The sequence below is a fragment of the Lysobacter sp. 5GHs7-4 genome (assembly GCF_021284765.1).
Classification (GTDB): Bacteria; Pseudomonadota; Gammaproteobacteria; order Xanthomonadales; family Xanthomonadaceae; genus Lysobacter.
Genome location: NZ_CP089924.1, coordinates 1,465,513 through 1,482,085 on the forward strand (window position 1 = coordinate 1,465,513; position 16,573 = coordinate 1,482,085).

The following is a 16,573-nucleotide window of genomic DNA, read 5'->3' on the forward strand; positions in this document are numbered from 1 at the left end:
TCGCATGGGGAAGGCAAAGATGGGCGACGGGTTCGTGGCGCTGTACATCTTCATGCTGGCGGCGATCGCCGGCCACGTGATCATCTCGCGGGTGCCGGTGATCCTGCACACACCGCTGATGTCCGGCTCCAACTTCATCCACGGCATCGTCCTGATCGGCGCGATGGTGGTGCTGGGGCATGCCGACACCACCCTGGAAAAAGCCATCGGCTTCGTCGCGGTGCTGCTGGGCGCGGGCAACGCGGCCGGCGGCTACGTGGTCACCGAGCGCATGCTGGAGATGTTCAAGGCCAGCAAGAAGCCCGACGGCAAGTCCGGAGGCGCGGCATGAGCGCGCAGGTGCTGCTGGCGTCGGCCAGCTACTTCGTCGCCGCCACCTTGTTCCTGCTCGGCCTGCAGCGCATGGCCTCGCCGGTGACCGCGCGCAGCGGCATCCGCTGGGCCGGCATGGGCATGGTCATCGCCACCGCGGCCACCTTCCTGCTGCCGGACCTGCACAACCTGGTGTTGATCGTGCTGGCGCTGGCGATCGGCACCGGCCTGGCCTGGATCTCGGGCAAGAAGGTCGCGATCACCGACATGCCGCAGATGGTCGCGCTGTACAACGGCATGGGCGGCGGTTCGGCGGCGGCGATCGGCGCGGTCGAGCTGCTGCGCTTCGCCAGCCTGCTGACCAGCGACCCGCTGATGGCGCAGCTGCGCTCCGGCCACGTCGACATGCAGCAACCGACCGTGACGGTGGTGCTGGCGGTGATCGGCGCGGCGATCGGCGCGGTGTCGCTGTCGGGTTCGATCATCGCCTGGGCCAAGCTCGACGGGCGCCTGGACCGGCGCGTGGTGTTCCCCGGCCAGCAGATCTTCAACGCCGCGGTGGCGCTGGCGCTGGTGGCGCTGGGCGCGGTCGTGGTGCTGACCTTGAACGTGCCGGCGATCATCGCCTTCTTCGTCGTCGCCCTGGCGCTGGGCGTGCTGATGACGCTGCCGATCGGCGGCGCCGACATGCCGGTGGTGATTTCGCTGTACAACGCCCTGACCGGTCTGGCGGTGGCGTTCGAAGGCTATGTGCTGGGCAACGAGGCCTTGATCATCGCCGGCACCATGGTCGGTGCGGCCGGCATGCTGCTGACGCGCCTGATGGCCAAGGCCATGAACCGGCCGATCACCGGCGTGCTGTTCTCCAACTTCGGCGGCGGCGGTCAGGCGCAGGAAATCAGCGGCAGCCAGAAGCCGATCGAGGCCGGCGACGTGGCCGCGATGATGGCGTTCGCCGAGCGCGTGGTGATCGTGCCCGGCTACGGTCTGGCGGTGGCGCAGGCGCAGCACAAGATCTGGGAACTGACCCAGAAGCTGACCGAGCGCGGGGTCAAGGTGAAGTTCGCGATCCATCCGGTCGCCGGGCGCATGCCGGGCCACATGAATGTGCTGCTGGCCGAGGCCGGCGTGCCCTACGACATGATCGTCGACATGGACGACATCAACCCCGAGTTTCCGAACACCGACGTGTCGCTGGTGATCGGCGCCAACGACGTGGTCAATCCGGTCGCCAAGACCGATCCGGCCTCGCCGATCTACGGCATGCCGATCCTGGACGTGGTCAATTCCAAAAACACGGTCGTGATCAAGCGCGGCAAGGGCACCGGTTTTGCCGGCATCGAAAACGCGCTGTTCTACGCCGACAACACCCGCATGCTGTTCGGCGACGGCGCCGAGATGGCCAGCGCGCTGGTGTCGGAATTGAAGGCGTTGGACGGCGGGCACTGATCCCGTCCGGTCCTAGCGAACGGATGGCCGCCGCGTGGCGGATGCGCGCGAGATCGTGCTCACCCCATTCGGCCAGCGTTTGTCGCTGGCCGACGTGCGGCGCATCGCTTACCCGGTGGCCCAGCACATCGGCGCGCGCATCGTCGAGATGATCGGGCCCGGGGTCACGCCGAACTTTCATGGCGTGATGCTGGACGAGCCCTTGCGTTGGGGCGAGACGCAACGGGTCTATCTGCTGCATTCCGACGACTACGACGCATGGGCCGTGGTGGCGCCGGCGGACCCTCGATGCGAGCCGGAAGACGGCTGGTTCCACCTGCATTACCCGCGGTTTCTCGATCATGAGGGCATCGCGGCGGCGATGGCGGATTTCCACGGCATCGCGCTGTGGTCCTCCTACGAGTTGTCGATGGCCGTGCCGCCAGACTTTCCCCAGCGGGCGCCCAACGATCTGGCGCACTGGCAGCCGCCGCGACTGGGCGATGCGCTGTTCAATTGGTGGGATTGAGCTAGCGGCGCGAGGACGCGCTCGCCGTGCGGGTCCAGCCGCCGCTCAGTTGCCGCCGCGTATCCGCAGCGTCAGGCCCTTGAGGAAGTTGCGCAGCAGCTGATCGCCGCAGGCGCGGTAGTTCTTGTGGTCGGGTTGGCGAAACAGCGCGCTCAGCTCCGGCTTGGACACCGGAAAGCCGGCGTCGGCGAAGGCCTGGTGCATGTCCACGTCCTTGAGCTCGAACGCGACGCGCAGCTTTTTCAGCACCAGATTGTTGCTGACCCGCTTCTCGAACGGGCGCGGCGGCAGGCTCTCGTCGCGACCGCGATAGTGATAGACCAGCCCGTCGAGGAAACGCGCGAGCACCGCGTCGTTGCATTCGGCGTAGCCCTCGTCCTCGTCCTTCTTCAGGTAGGCCTGGACCTGCGCCTTGTCCAGCGCATAGCCGGGGTCGGCCAGCTGCACCAGTTCCACGACCTTGTTGTCGCTGAGATCGAGCATGTAGCGGATGCTGCGCAATACGTCGTTGGTGATCATGGTCGGTCCTGCCGAAGCCGGGCCGGTCTGGCCGGCGCCGCGAAGCAGCGATTTTCGCACTTCGCACGGGATCGGGCGCGTCCGTATCGGGCGGCAGCACGGCGGGCGCGGAATCGGCGCCGAACAGGGGGCGAGAGACGGCAGCCCTCCCTGGCCGCCGTGGGGAAGGCCGGGCGCGGGCCTAGCCCTGCAGCTCGCTGAAAACGTAGCCCTGGTCCTTGCGGGCCGCGTGGCAGGCCGCGCAGCCGCCGCGCTGCGCCTGGCTCAGGCGGTCGCTGCGCTGGCCGGCGGCGAACTCGGCGTAGCCCCAACCGCCGGTGGCGGCGTAGCGGCGCGCGTCCTTGACCATCACGTCGACATGGCGGCGCGGGCCCTGGTCGATGCTGCCGTCGGCGGTGAGGCGGGTTTCGAACAGGTCGTAGGCCAGCACCGAACCGTCGGCGAACTCGCCCTTGCCGTAGCCGGCCAGCGCGGTCTGGTTGGCGTAGATGTGGTGCAGGCCGCCGTAGCTGGCGAAGGCGGGGTGGCCGGCCGGGATCAGGCCGCTCTTGATGTGGGTCCAGCGCGTATAGCCCTGCGGGAAGGCGATCGCTTGCGGCGTCGTCGGATCGGCGGCCGCGGGCTCGGGCTCGGGCTCGGGCGCGGCGTGGCTGGAGCGCATCGCCAGCACGGAGGCGAGCGCGCCCAGGCAGGCTAGCGCGGCCGTGAGGGCAATGCGATGGGTTTCAGCGCGCATCGGCGGCGACCCCATGGCCGTGCACTCGATCGCCGCCGGTGAAGCCGCGGCGCAGGATCAGTGCGATCGGCAGGCCGACCAGCACCGCGTGGGCGACGATGCTGCAGACGATCCACAGCGTGTTGGCCGCGCCGCCGCCCGGCGCCGCCGACAGCGGCACCACCACGTAGGTCATCAGCACGTACAGCAACAGGCCGTACAGCAGGCCGTAGCGCACCGGCCGCGCGATCAGCGCCTGCCAGCGGCGCGCGACCAGGGCGTAGGCCGCGGCCATGAGCGTGGCGATCAGGTAATGCAGGAACAATCCCAGCGCGGCCGTGCCGTTGCCGCCCGCGAACGCATCCTTGCCCAGCAGGCCGGCCGCGATGCTCTGGCCGATGCGTTGCGCGGGCACGCCCTTGAGCCCCCAGAAGCTGGTCGCGTAAACGATGTCCAGGCTGCCGGCGACCACGCCGGCGGCGAGGACGTACCACAACAGGGTGCGCGGGGAGGGCAGAGCGAAGCGGGGCATGCGGTGGTCCTCGTCGTTACGGCGGTGGCGGTGTGTGAACGGGCGACGGCGTGGCGGATCAGGCGGCCTGCGACTGCGCGCATTCCATCCGCCGCGCTTCGGTCGCGGTCAGGCCGAAGGAATGCTTGAAGGCGCGGCAGAACGCGCTCTGGCTTTCGAAGCCCAGCGCCTCGGTGATCTCGCACACCGGCATGCGGGTCTCGCGGACCATGCGCCAGGCGCGGTCGGAGCGCAGGCGCGCGGCGTACTCGGTCGGGGTCTCGTCGAACACGTCGCGGTAGATGCGGATCAGGTGGCAGGGCGAGTAGCTCGCGCTGCGCGCCAGCCGCGCCAGGTCCAGGCGCGCGTCGGGATGGCGGCGGATCAGGTGCTGCACGCGCAACAGACGCAGCAGGGTCTGCTGGCGGCGGCGCAGGGTGCGGCCGCTGCAGCGCTGCAGGCGCTGGTGCAGATCGCGCTGCTGGTCGAGCAGGGCCGCGCACAGGGCTTCCAGCAGCGGTTCGATGTCGTCCTCGACGTCGCGCGTGCGGCGCGCCAGGCGCACGGTCAGGCGGCGCAGGTCGCGACCGGCGACGCCTTCCCACGGAAACAGATCGGCGCCGCCGTCGCCGACCCGCTCGTCGCCGGCCGGGCCGCGCAGATAGCGCGCCCACGCCGCCTGCGGGCCGACCAGGGCCAGCCAGCCGCAGGCCTGGCGCGCGCTGCAGCGCAGCGGGCCTTCGCGCCAGATCTGGGCGTGGCCGGCTTCGATTTCCCAACTGCTGTCCTGGCCTTCGCAGCGCAGGCGGCCCGACAGCGGCAGGCAGAACGAGATCCATTGCGCGGGCAGCTCCAGCTGGGCGCCGCGCGCGCAGGCGCGGACCAGGTGCAGCTCGTCGCTGCCGTGGGCGCTGAGGTCGAGGTTCTCGGCGAAGCGTAGGGGGTGGTAGCGCAGGTTCACGGCGACTCTCGCGATTCGATGGCGCGTCCGGCGCCGTTGTGTCCACCCTACCCAGCGTCGCGCGTGGGCTGGAGGACCAATTGTTTCGAATGCGATGGAGCCAATCGGGCCCGCGGCGGGTCCGAAAAAGAGCCCGGGAAGATCCCGGGCATGCCTGCGGACGGTGGGTGCGCTGTGCCGTGGTTTCCTGCGTGCCGGACTAGCGTCGACCTTGCTTCGGAGAGAGAGATGGAGCACCGCTGACGGCGCACATCGTCGCGCCGGCGCGGCGCCCGCAATGTTCCGCCGACGCCCGCCCGGATCGTCGCGGGCCGTCGTTCGGCTGTGCCGAACGCGCGAAAAAAAAGCGGCCCCTCGCGGGGCCGCCGGTGTTGCGTCGAATCGCGTGTCGATCAGAACTTCTGCGTGTAGCGCAGGTAGTAGAAGCGTCCCGGCACTTCGTAGGCCGGATCGAAACTGTTGGCGAACGCCTGTGCCGAGAACGGCGGGTTCTTGTCGAAGATGTTGTTGATGCCCAGGGTGACCTTGGCGTTCCAGGGCGTGTTCCAGTACACGCTGGCATCGTGGTAGGTGGTCGCGCCGATCTTGTTTTCGGCCTCGGCCACCGACTGGAACGAATCGCCGCCGGCGGTGCCGTCCCAGACGCCGTTGTTGTTGAGATCGACCGGAATGGCGATCACGCGGTCGGGGTCGCTGCACAGTTCGGGGAAGTCGTTGTCGACCAGCACCTGGCAACGCTCGTCCTGGTGCGAGAAGTAGCGCAGGTTCCAGGTCGCGCCGAAGTCGCCCTTCTCCCAGCGCATCATCAGGTTGGAACGGATGCGCCAGCCGTTGCTGCCGGTGATGTATTCGCCCGGTTCGTTGGCGGCCTCGTCGATCGGCCAGTCCTCGATGCGCTGGCCGATGCGCGGCACGCCCTCCAGGCGCTCGCCGAACACGCCATCGTCGTCGAAATCGACTTCGGCCTTGGCCACGTAGGTCGAATCCCAGTTGAAGCTGAAACGGCCCCAGCGGGTTTCCGGCAGCTTGTAGTTGACGGTCAGGTCGAAGCCTTCCGTGCGCAGACCGCCGATGTTGACCGGCTGCGACAGCAGGTTGGAGATCGCGCCGCCGGGCGCGCGCGTGTAGTTGCAGAAGCGCTGCACGTTGCCGACCACGCATTCGTCGAGAATGAACTGGCCGGTCGGCGCGACCAGGGCGTTGTCGATGTCGATCTTCCACCAGTCCAGGGTGACGTCGAAGCCCTCCAGCCAGCTCGGGCTGTAGACCAGGCCCAAGGTGGTGGATTCGCTGCTTTCCGGTTCCAGGTTGGGGTTGCCGCTGACGTTGATGCGGATCTGCGGATTGCCCTGGTCGTAGCCGCCGTTGGGCACGCCCTGGCCGATGCAGCGCGCCTGCGCGGCGGCCGACAGGCTGGGGAAGCGCGACACGTCGCAGGGGTCGGTGATGGTCGGGAAGGCGTCGGCGACGCCGGCGAACAGTTCGACGATGGCCGGGGCGCGGAAGCCTTCGGACCAGTTGCCGCGGATCATCAGCTCGTCGAACGGCTTCCAGCGGAAACCGAACTTGCTGTTGAGCGTGTCGCCGACGTTGCTGTAGTCCGAGTAACGCGTGGCGATGGAGAAATCCAGCAGCTTGGCGAACGGCAGGTCGGCCAGCACCGGCACCGCCAGTTCCAGGTAGGCCTCGTCCAGCGAATAGCCGCCGGAGATCGGCGCGGCCGCGTTGCCCGTGGTGTTGCCCGAGGCGATCAGGGCGTCGGGCTGGAAGTAGCCGCTCTCGGCGCGGTGCTCCAGGCCGAACGAGAACGCCAGCGGGCCGCCCGGCAGTTCGAACAGGTCGCCGCCGATGTTGGCGTAGTAGGTCTTCTGCTTGAAGCCGACCGAGTCGTGGGCGACGAAGCTGGAATAGGCCAGCATCTCCGGCGTGATCGAGCCGGCCGCGCCGAGCAGGTTCAGCGGTACGCAGCCCAGGATGATCGAGGTCGGATCGCCGGGATTGCTGACGCAGATCGGCCGACCGGTGGTGGCGCGGCCGGCGACCGTGTCGATCATCGACGGGCCCAGCGCGTTGCGCAGCGCCAGCAGATTGAACAGGCCGTCGGTGACGGTGTTCTGCTTGTTCTCGCCGTAGAAGTAGCCGGCTTCCCAGTCGTAGGGCTTGTCGGCGAATTCCAGCGTGCCTTCGAAGCCGAGGTTGGCGGCGAAGGTGTCGATGTCCTGGCGGAACGAACGCCCGCCGGTTTCCACCGCACGGCGCTGGATGCGCGAGACGGTGGCGCCGAACGGGTTGTACATGCTGTCCGGGCTGATGGTCACGGTGCGCGGCTGCAGGCCCGCGCCCGGGCCGCTGCCCAGCACGATCGGCATCGCCGCCAGCAGCTGTTCGGAGCGGCGGTTGTTGTAGGTCAGGGTGGTGCGGAAGCGCAGGTTCTCGCTGATGTCCACGGAGCCGGCGGCGAACAGCGAGCGCCGTTCCTGCGGCGTCAGCAGGTAGTTGTCGGGAGCGAAGTTGTAGACGTCGGCCCCGGTGCGGTTGCGCCAGTTGGCGCCGGACTGGCCGTCGTTGTAGGTGAACTGGCCGGTGCTGCCGTCCGGGCGCGTCTCGGCCACCGAGCAGGTGCCGAAGATCGGATCGAAGCTGCCGTTGCACAGCGCGAAGCGGCCGTTGGGCACGGTCGAGCTGCCGAAGAAATTGCCGGTGCCGGCGACCGGTTCCTTGGAGATCTTGCGGTCGCCGGCCAGCACCGGCTCTTCCTTGACGTAGGCGATGCCGAACATCGCCGTCCAGCGGTCGGAGGCGGCGCCGACGGTGAAGTCGAAGGCCTCGCGGAAGCCGTCGCCGTCGTCGTAGGTGCCGACGTAGGCGTTGGCCTCGGCGCCTTCGTAGTTCTGGCGCAGGATCACGTTGACCACGCCGGCGATGGCGTCGGAGCCGTAGATGGTGGACGCGCCGTCCTTGAGGACCTCGATGCGCTCGACCGCGGCGGTGGGGATGGTGTTCAGATCGACCACGCCGCCCAGGCCGGCGCCGCCGACCCAGCGCTTGCCGTTGACCAGCACCAGGGTGCGGTTGGCGCCCAGGTTGCGCAGGTTGACCTGGGTCTGGCCGTCGCCGCCGTTGTTGACGGTGCTGTTCAGCGCCGAACCGTTGGCGGTGATGTTCTGGATCACGTCGCCGACCGAGGTCAGGCCCTGCGAGCTGATCTCGTCGCGGCTGAGCGAGAAGATCGGCTGCGAAGTTTCGATGTCGGTGCGCTTGATGCGCGAACCGGTCACCTCGATGCGATCGAGCGTGGTCGCCTGGGCTTCTTCGGCGGCCTGGGCCTGCGCCGCGAGCGGCAACGCGGCGGTGGAGACCGCGGCGGTGGCGAACAAGGCTCGTCGGATGGCGTGACTGAGGGTGTGCGAGGGCATTGCGTAACTCCGCTGAGTAAAGGCCATGCGTTGGCCGGCTCAGTGAAATTACGAATCCTTAACGATCCGCGTTGCGCGGCCCGCGACTGAAAAGCTATGCCGGACTGATGCGGTAACTGCGCGGATGTGGCGATTTGTGTTGACGCTCCCATTGGTCATGTTGTGCCGGCCTCGCTCCGCCCGATAAATTGAACGGCGGGCGCGGCGTTTGCGCCCGCGGATCCGGCGCCCGTCGGCGCGGACCTCATCGGAGCGGTGATGCATCTGGAGCTAGACGGGCGCGGCCCGCTGCAGACCCAACTGGTGCGCGCGCTCAAAGACGCGGTGCTGTCGGGACGGGTCGCGCAGGGCGTGCGCTTTCCGCCGACGCGCGCGCTGGCGCAGCAGCTGGGCGTGTCGCGCAACACCGTGCTGGCCGCCTACGAGCAGTTGCGCGCCGAGGGCTTCATGCAGGGCCGGATCGGTTCGGGCAGCTACGTCGCCACGCCGATCACGCCGGCCAAGCCGTCGCCGCGCGCGGCCGAGCCCGGCGAGCCGCAGACCGACTACGTGCGCCGCTTGCGCGCCTGCCACGATCATGCGCGCATGCCCGGCCGCCGCATCGAGGGCGCGCGCTACAGCTTCCAGTACGGCGTGCCCTTCACCAATCCTTTGCTGACCTCGGCCTGGTCGCGCGCGCTCGCGCACTCGGCGCTGTACACGCCGCCGACCTATCCCACCGCGCACGGCAATCCGGCGCTGCGCGCGGCCGCCAGCGAGTACGTCGCGCACCGGCGCGGCGTGATCTGCTCGCCCGAGGACGTGATCATCGTCGCCGGCACCCAGCAGGCGATCAGCCTGACCGCGCGCGTGCTGCTGGACCCGGGCGATACCGCGGTGATCGAGGAGCCGCAATACTTCGCCTCGCGCGAGGCGCTGTACACGCATGGCGCGACGCTGGCGCCGGTCGCGATCGACCGCGAAGGGCTGCGCACCGACGACCTGCCGACGGTGCCGCCGCGGCTGATCTGCGTGACGCCCTCGCACCAGTTCCCGACCGGCGCGCTGATGTCGTTGCCGCGCCGTCTGGCCTTGCTGGATTACGCCGACCGCCACGACTGCTGGATCTTCGAGGACGACTACGACGGCGAGTTCCGTTACGACGCCCAGCCGCACGCGGCGTTGCGCTCGCTGGACGAGTCCGGACGCGTGGTTTACGTGGGCAGTTTCTCCAAGGTGCTGTTCCCGTCTTTGCGCCTGGGCTACATCGTGGTGCCGCCCAGCCTGCGCGACGATTTCATCGCGGCCAAATGGGTGGACGATTTCGGCTCGCCGGGCATCGAGCAGGCGGCGCTGGCGCAGTTCATGGCCGACGGCAGTTTCGAGCGCCACCTGCGCCGCACCGGCAAGACCCTCAAGCAGCGTCGTGAGGCGCTGCTGGAAGGGCTGCGCAAGCACTGCGGCGAGCACATCGAGATCGAGGACTCGCACGCCGGCATGCACTTGCTGGTGTGGCTGCGCGGCCGCGACGCGGCCCAGGGCGAGGCGCTGATCGCGCACGCGGCCACGCGCGCGCTGGGGCTGTACTCGATCGCGCCGTATTACCTGCACGCGCCCGACCGCGCCGGTCTGCTGATGGGCTTCGGAGCGATGTCGGTGGCGGAGATCGGCGAGGCGGCGAAGCTGTTCGGGGAGTGCTTGCGCGAGACGGCGCCGGGTTGAGCGGGGCGGCGCGCAAGCCTGACAGCTAAAGAGCAAATCCCCCTCAATCCCTCTTTTCCAAAGGGGGAGGTACGTAGAAGCTAGCGCGAGGCGAACGCCGCGACGACCAGACCGGCGGCCAGGCACAACCAGTCGAACGGGCCGTTGGCGAGCTGGGTCAGCAGCCAGGCATGGTGGACGCCGAGCTTGCCCAGCGAGTCGATCAGGCCCACGCCCAGCGAGAGGCCGATCTGGCTGGAGGCGATGCTCCAGCTGTACAGCACGATGATCAGCGCGGTGCCCAGCACGCCCAGCGCGGCGCGGCGCAGGCCGCGCGGCCAGCCGCCCAGGCGCAGCATCCAGGCCAGGTCGATCGCGCCGATCACCGCCATCCAGCTGTTCTGGCGGCCGCTGTAGAGGCTCAGCAGCAGCCAGATCGCGGCGAAGCCCAGCGTGCCCAGCAGCAGCAGCGACCACGACAGGGTCCACGACATCGCCGATTTGGGCGGCGCGGCGGCGGGCGGGGCGGCAAGGCTCATCGAAGGCTCGGCAGACGGGGGAATCCAGCCGCACAGCATAGCCGGCCGGACCGCCGCGGGCAGTGCCGGAGGTGGGGCGCCGACCCGGGCCGAACCCTTTGGCCACGCCGCGGCGACGCTGCGATCCACGCCCGGGGCGGGGCGGTGGCCGGCGCCCTGTTAAACTGCGCGCCTTGTGCCGGAGCGCGGCACCCCAATCTTTCCGGCATGTATTCCCGCAGCAGCGAACCCGTCCGTTTCGAGCGCGATTGCGCCGTCGTCCTCGTGCCGCAGGGCGAGCAGGTGACCCTGCCTGCCGGCAGCGTCGGTTACATCACCCAGGCCCTGGGCGGCAGCTACACGGTGTTCGTCGAAGGCAACCTGTTCCGGATCTCGGGCAAGGACGCCGACGCCATCGGCAAGGAACCGCCCGAGCCGCTGGAACTGCCTGAAGGCGCCGACGACGAGGCGGTCGAACAACTGGTGTGGAAGCAGCTGCGCACCTGTTTCGATCCGGAAATCCCGATCAACGTGGTCGACCTGGGGCTGGTCTACGAAGCCCAGGTCAAGCCGCGCGACGACGGCCAGCGCACGGTGGAAGTGCGCATGACCCTGACCGCGCCGGCCTGCGGCATGGGCGACATCCTGGTCGACGACGTGCGCAGCAAGCTGGAAATGATCCCGACCGTGGCCGAGGCCGACGTCGAGCTGGTGTTCGACCCGCCGTGGGGCCGGCACATGATGTCGGAGGCCGCGCGCCTGGAAACCGGCATGTTCTGAGCCGCGCCGCGGCCGGCCGAAACCTGTTCGCACCGACCCACCCCGGCCCCGGCCGGGGTGTCGTGTTTTGGCGCTTGCTCGGTGCCCAGGCGGTCGCATCACGGCATCGCCAATGTGCGTTTGCAGCAATAAATTTCTACAGAAACCAACCGCTGTCTATTTTTGAAAATGTGACCTGGGGCGCGCTTTTCATTGGGATGAAGCGTTTTCAGGCGCTGCGCCCGCCCACGTCCGCTGCCTAAGGTGTGCCCCAAGTCGGGACGGCGCCGCTCCGACCGCCACGCCGCCAAGCGGTGCCGCGCAGCACGGACTGCTCGCGCACTACCGCCGCCGCGGTCCACGCGTTCCACCCCTCGGGAGTCAGACATGATGTCCGCTTCGTCCAAGCACCTCCGCCTCAGCGCCCTCGCCCTCGCCGTCGCCTTGACCGCCGCTGCCGCTCCGGCCTTCGCCGGCAAGGCCCACATCGCCGGCCTGCGTTCGGGCGAGACCTACAACGCCTTCATCGTCAAGTACAAGACCGGCAGCGCGCCGCGCGCCAGCGCCACGTCCATGACGGCTTCGCTCGATCGCCTGGGCGCGCAGCCGGCGTTCAAGCTCAACGGCAAGGCCCTGCGCCTGAGCCACAAGCGTAAGACCCTGTTCGGCGCCGACGTGGTCATCGCCGACCGCGGGCTGGACAGCGCGCAGGCCAAGCAGCTGCTGCTGGACATGGCCGCCGACCGCGACGTGGAGTGGGTGCAGCCCGACTACATGGTGCGCGCGCTGGCCACGCCCAACGACACGCGCTTCAACGAGCAGTGGCACTACGCCGACAGCGCGGTGGGCATCAATGCGCCGACCGCATGGAATACCAGCACCGGCAGCGGCGTGGTGGTGGCGGTGATCGACAGCGGCATCCTGGCCCACACCGACCTGGACGCCAACATCCTGCCGGGCTACGACTTCATCAGCTCGACCGCGCCCTTCAGCGACTTCCAGTGCCTGATCTCCGGCCTGAGCGCGAAGTGCGGCGGCTCCAACGACGGCGACGGCCGCGACAACAACGCCACCGACTCGTCCAACATCAAGCACGGCACCCACGTGGCCGGCACCATCGGCGCGGTCACCAACAACAGCGCCGGCGTGGCCGGCGTGGCCTACGGCGCCAAGATCGTGCCGGTGCGTGCGCTGGGCAATCAGGGCGTGGGCGTGACCTCGGACATCGCCGACGCCATCGTCTGGGCGTCGGGCGGCACCGTCGCCGGCGTTCCGGCCAACGCCAACCCGGCCGAAGTGATCAACATGTCGCTGGGCGGCGACCAGGCCTGCAGCGCGACGCCGGCCTACCAGACCGCCATCGACACCGCCAACGCCAATGGCTCGATCGTGGTGGTGGCCGCGGGCAACAGCAACATCGACGTCAGCGGCGCCACCCCGGCCAGCTGCAACGGCGTGGTCAGCGTGGCCGCCAGCGACCAGGGCGGCAAGCGCGCGTGGTATTCGACCTACGGCGCCGTCAGCATCACCGCACCGGGCGGCGAAACCTGCTCGCCGGCCACCGAGTTCCTGGCCCTGGGGGAATCCACCGCGGGCAAGTGCACCCAGAACCACGCCGCCAAGGGCGTGCTGTCGACCTACTCGGGCAACGGCTACGAGTTCAACCAGGGCACTTCGATGGCCACCCCGCACGTGGCCGGCGTGGTCGCGCTGATCCAGGCGGTGGGCACGCCGAAGACGCTGGCGCAGGTGAAGCAGATCCTGAGCGATACCGCGCGTCCGATCGCGGCGGCCAACTGCCCCGGCGGCTGCGGCCCCGGCCTGATCGATGCGGCGGCCGCGGTGGCCGCGGCGGGCGGCGGCACGCCGGGCAACAACGCGCCGGTGGCGAACTTCAGCTCCTCGGCCAGCGGCCTGACGGTGAGCTTCACCGACAGTTCCAGCGACAGCGACGGCAGCATCGCCTCGCGCAGCTGGAACTTCGGCGACGGCACCACGTCCACGGCGACCAGCCCCAGCAAGACCTACAGCGCGGCGGGCACCTACACCGTCACGTTGACGGTCACCGACGACGACGGCGCGACGAACACCAAGACCGCTTCGGTCACGGTGAGCTCGCCCAGCACGGTGCAGACCTACAGCAGCACCACCGACGTCAACATCCCGGACAACAACGCCACCGGTGTCACCAGCAGCATCGCGGTCTCCGGCCGTTCGGGCAATGCGCCCAGCAACGCCAAGGTGTCGGTCAACATCCAGCACACCTATCAGCAGGACCTGATCGTGGACCTGATCGCGCCGGACGGCACGGTCTATAACCTGTGGAACCGTCAGGGCAACAGCAGCAACAACGTGATCATCACCGACAAGGTCGTCAACCTGAGCAGCGAAACGCTCAACGGCACCTGGAAGCTGCGCGCGGCCGATCGCGCCTCGATCGACACCGGCTACATCAACAGCTGGAGCGTCACCTTCTGATCGCGCGCAGCAGCGCCGGCGCATCCTTTCCCCGGGATGCGTCGCCGCCGCAGGCGCGACTTGGGCCCCGGCTTCGGCCGGGGCCTTTCTTTTTGGCTATGCGCGTTCGTGTCGGTGCCTGGCGCAACTTGGTTGTAGATGCCGCAGCGCTCGGCGATAGGCGGCTGCACGCATGCGCGCAAGCGCTTTCGCACCACACGCGTTCGTATGTATGGCGGCGCTACGCATGGCATTTTTGCCCGATTGTGAAAATGCAGGTCGGGTTCACGATTTACCCGCCCGGCATCGCTTCCAGCCGGTGGTGAGCGCTGGCGCAGCTGTCTAAGTTAGCTCTTGCGGCTGCTGGGGCGGCCGTATGCACCGTTCGGTTTGCGAGCTTCACAAGCACTACGACGCGCAAGCCAGGACGGTATCCGCCGCGAGCAGCGGCCACGCTCCATGCCCTGCGGGGCAGCAACAAACGGTCAGTGCAGTGGAGGCGCCTGCGGCGCCGCGCCTAGGACAGAGCGCGGTCCGCGCGTGCGCGCTGTGGTCGGTCCGAAGACGGTGGCTGCGCGAGCGCGGCGTGCCGTCCACGTGCGGCGGGACGCCGGCGCACGCTCCGCCCGCTATCCGCCGTGCGGCTGCATCCCTTCACACTCAAGGAGAGAAAGCATGAATCGTCGGATTTTGTCGGTAGCCATCGGTGCCTCGCTGTTGTCGGTCGCGCTTCCAGGTCTGAGCGCCGAACTGCGTACGGTGGAACGCCCGGTCGAAGGGCGCTACATCGTCGTGCTCAAGAACCAAACCGCGCGCCTGTCGGCCGAGAGCGTGCGTGGCGTGTCGGACGTGCCCACCGTGGCGCGCAATCTGTCGAGCAAGCACCGCGCCAAGCTGCTGCGCAGTTACCAGCACGTGCTGCGCGGTTTCGTGGTCGACGCCGACGATGGCGCGCTGGCGCAGCTGTTGCGCGATCCGTCCGTGGCTTACGTGGAAGAGGACAGCCAGGGTTCGATCTACGCGACCCAGAACAACGCGACCTGGGGCATCGACCGCACCGACCAGCGCAACCTGCCGCTGAGCACCACCTACACCTACGACACCGACGCCGCTGGGGTGCACACCTATGTCCTGGACACCGGCCTGCGTGCTGACCACACCCAGTTCACCGGACGCGTCGGCAATGGATTCTCGGTGAGGCCGGGGGATTCCAGCACTGCCGACTGCCACGGTCACGGCACCCACGTGGCCGGTACCGTCGCCGGCACCACCTGGGGCGTGGCCAAGAAGGCCATCGTGCATCCGGTGCGCACCTTCGATTGCAACGGCAATGGCCAGGCCTCGGAAGCCATTGCGGCCATCGACTGGGTCGCGGCCAACCATATCAAGCCGGCCGTGGCCAACATGAGCTTCGGCTTCCCGGGCTCGACGGCCATCGACGACTCGGTCAACAACCTGATCAACTCCGGCGTGGTGGTGGTGGCCGCGGCGGGCAACAGCAACGACGATGCCTGTTCGGGATCGCCGCGCCGCGTGCCGCGCGCGCTGACCATTGGCGCCAGCGACCGCAACGACGCGCGCTCGGTGTGGTCCTCCAGCCAGCAATCCGGTTGGGGCACCTGCGTGGACCTGTTCGCACCGGGCACCGACATCATCTCGGCCGGCATCAGCAGCGCCACCGCGTCGGCGCCGAACAGCGGCACCTCGATGGCCACCCCGCACGTGGCGGGCGTCGCGGCGCTGTACCTGGCCACGCACCCCTCGGCCACGCCGGACGAAGTGCACACCGCCATCGTCAACAACGCCACCCCCGGCAAGATCACCGGCAACCTGCGCGGTTCGCCGAACCTGCTGCTGCACAGCCTGTTTTCCGGCGGCCCCGGCCCGGGCAACAACGCGCCGGTGGCGAACTTCACCTCCTCGGCCAGCGGCCTGACGGTGCAGTTCACCGACACCTCCACCGACAGCGACGGCACCATCGCCTCGCGCAGCTGGAGCTTCGGCGACGGCACCACCTCCACCGCGACCAACCCCAGCCGCACCTACGCCACCGCCGGCACCTATACGGTCACGCTGACGGTCACCGACGACGATGGCGCCAGCCACACCAAGACCGCTTCGGTCACGGTGGGCACGGGCGGGGTGCAGACTTACAGCAACACCACCGACGTCAACATTCCCGACAACAACGCCACCGGCGCGACCAGCACCATCAACGTCACCGGCCGCAGCGGCAACGCGCCCAGCAATGCGCAGGTGTCGGTGGATGTCCAGCACACCTACCAGCAGGACCTGATCGTGGACCTGATCGCGCCGGATGGTTCGGTCTACAACCTGTGGAACCGACAGGGCAACAGCAGCAACAACGTGATCATCGTCAATCGCGTCGTCAACCTCAGCAGCGAGCCGCTCAACGGCGCCTGGAAGCTGCGCGTGGCCGATCGCGCTTCGATCGATACCGGCTACATCAACAGCTGGAGCATCGCTTTCTGATCGTCCTTGCGGCGCAGCGCTCTCCCCGCTGTTTCGTCGCCTTTTGCGATACCGAGCCCCGACTTCGGTCGGGGCTTCTTTTTTGGGGCGGACCCGCAGTCGCGGCGCCTGTTGCCGTGATGCTTGCCGATTTGGAAAACAGGCAGGATGTTCTTTAGGGGCGAGCGGGGCGCTCCGGCGGAATGCCGCATAAGCTTATGCAAATATATGATTTATAAGCAGTAGGGTGGTCGATGCGCCGCTGCGTTGCGTCCTTTTCCTGGCCGGTGTGCGCT

At 68.5% G+C, this 16,573-nt stretch carries 13 protein-coding genes; 7 read left to right on the forward strand and 6 right to left on the reverse strand.

Annotated elements, in window-relative coordinates; translation table 11 throughout:
* Nucleotides 1-19 precede the first annotated feature (19 nt).
* The 3 genes from LVB77_RS06350 to LVB77_RS06360 are packed head-to-tail and all read left to right on the forward strand — an operon-like array spanning nt 20 to nt 2,269.
* Nucleotides 20-331: an NAD(P) transhydrogenase subunit alpha gene (locus LVB77_RS06350; RefSeq protein ID WP_232910189.1), complete on the forward strand. Its 312-nt coding sequence runs from the start codon at nt 20-22 to the stop codon at nt 329-331.
* A complete protein-coding gene (locus LVB77_RS06355) occupies nt 328-1,761 on the forward strand; it encodes an NAD(P)(+) transhydrogenase (Re/Si-specific) subunit beta (protein WP_232909343.1) in 1,434 nt (477 codons plus the stop codon). Before LVB77_RS06350 ends, LVB77_RS06355 begins: the two co-directional genes overlap by 4 nt.
* Nucleotides 1,762-1,795: 34 nt before the next feature.
* Nucleotides 1,796-2,269: a hypothetical protein gene (locus LVB77_RS06360; protein ID WP_232909344.1), complete on the forward strand. Its 474-nt coding sequence runs from the start codon at nt 1,796-1,798 to the stop codon at nt 2,267-2,269.
* A 45-nt stretch (nt 2,270-2,314) separates the two neighbouring features.
* On the opposite strand, the gene LVB77_RS06365 is transcribed toward LVB77_RS06360, so the two are convergent.
* The 5 genes from LVB77_RS06365 to LVB77_RS06385 form a co-directional block, all read right to left on the reverse strand.
* Nucleotides 2,315-2,788: a DUF1456 family protein gene (locus LVB77_RS06365; RefSeq protein ID WP_232909345.1), complete on the reverse strand. Its 474-nt coding sequence runs from the start codon at nt 2,786-2,788 to the stop codon at nt 2,315-2,317.
* Between the two features lie 181 nt (nt 2,789-2,969).
* Nucleotides 2,970-3,524: a cytochrome P460 family protein gene (locus LVB77_RS06370; protein ID WP_232909346.1), complete on the reverse strand. Its 555-nt coding sequence runs from the start codon at nt 3,522-3,524 to the stop codon at nt 2,970-2,972.
* Nucleotides 3,514-4,035: a hypothetical protein gene (locus LVB77_RS06375; RefSeq protein ID WP_232909347.1), complete on the reverse strand. Its 522-nt coding sequence runs from the start codon at nt 4,033-4,035 to the stop codon at nt 3,514-3,516. The genes LVB77_RS06370 and LVB77_RS06375 overlap by 11 nt, the downstream gene beginning before the upstream one ends.
* Nucleotides 4,036-4,093: 58 nt before the next feature.
* Nucleotides 4,094-4,975 (reverse strand): AraC family transcriptional regulator, encoded by an 882-nt coding sequence (locus tag LVB77_RS06380; RefSeq protein ID WP_232909348.1) that lies wholly within the window; start codon nt 4,973-4,975, stop codon nt 4,094-4,096.
* A gap of 392 nt (nt 4,976-5,367) precedes the next feature.
* Entirely contained in the window at nt 5,368-8,391 is a 3,024-nt protein-coding gene (locus LVB77_RS06385; RefSeq protein ID WP_232909349.1) for a TonB-dependent receptor, read from the reverse strand.
* A 258-nt stretch (nt 8,392-8,649) separates the two neighbouring features.
* Here LVB77_RS06385 and LVB77_RS06390 point away from each other — a divergent pair, with 258 nt between their 5' ends.
* Nucleotides 8,650-10,092, forward strand: a complete 1,443-nt coding sequence (locus tag LVB77_RS06390) for a PLP-dependent aminotransferase family protein (protein WP_232909350.1) — start codon at nt 8,650-8,652, stop codon at nt 10,090-10,092.
* Nucleotides 10,093-10,172: 80 nt separating this feature from the next.
* Here LVB77_RS06390 and LVB77_RS06395 read toward each other — a convergent pair whose 3' ends face one another.
* Nucleotides 10,173-10,610 carry a hypothetical protein gene (locus LVB77_RS06395; RefSeq protein WP_232909351.1) on the reverse strand — a complete coding sequence of 146 codons (438 nt, stop codon included), beginning with the start codon at nt 10,608-10,610 and terminating at the stop codon, nt 10,173-10,175.
* A gap of 207 nt (nt 10,611-10,817) precedes the next feature.
* Between LVB77_RS06395 and sufT the strand changes: the two genes are divergently transcribed.
* The 3 genes from sufT (at nt 10,818) to LVB77_RS06410 (ending at nt 16,298) form a co-directional block, all read left to right on the forward strand.
* Entirely contained in the window at nt 10,818-11,369 is a 552-nt protein-coding gene (gene sufT, locus LVB77_RS06400) for a putative Fe-S cluster assembly protein SufT (protein ID WP_232909352.1), read from the forward strand.
* A gap of 366 nt (nt 11,370-11,735) precedes the next feature.
* Nucleotides 11,736-13,826, forward strand: a complete 2,091-nt coding sequence (locus LVB77_RS06405; protein WP_232909353.1) for a S8 family serine peptidase — start codon at nt 11,736-11,738, stop codon at nt 13,824-13,826.
* 654 nt (nt 13,827-14,480) lie between these two features.
* A complete protein-coding gene (locus LVB77_RS06410; protein ID WP_232909354.1) occupies nt 14,481-16,298 on the forward strand; it encodes a S8 family serine peptidase in 1,818 nt (605 codons plus the stop codon).
* Nucleotides 16,299-16,573 lie beyond the last annotated feature (275 nt).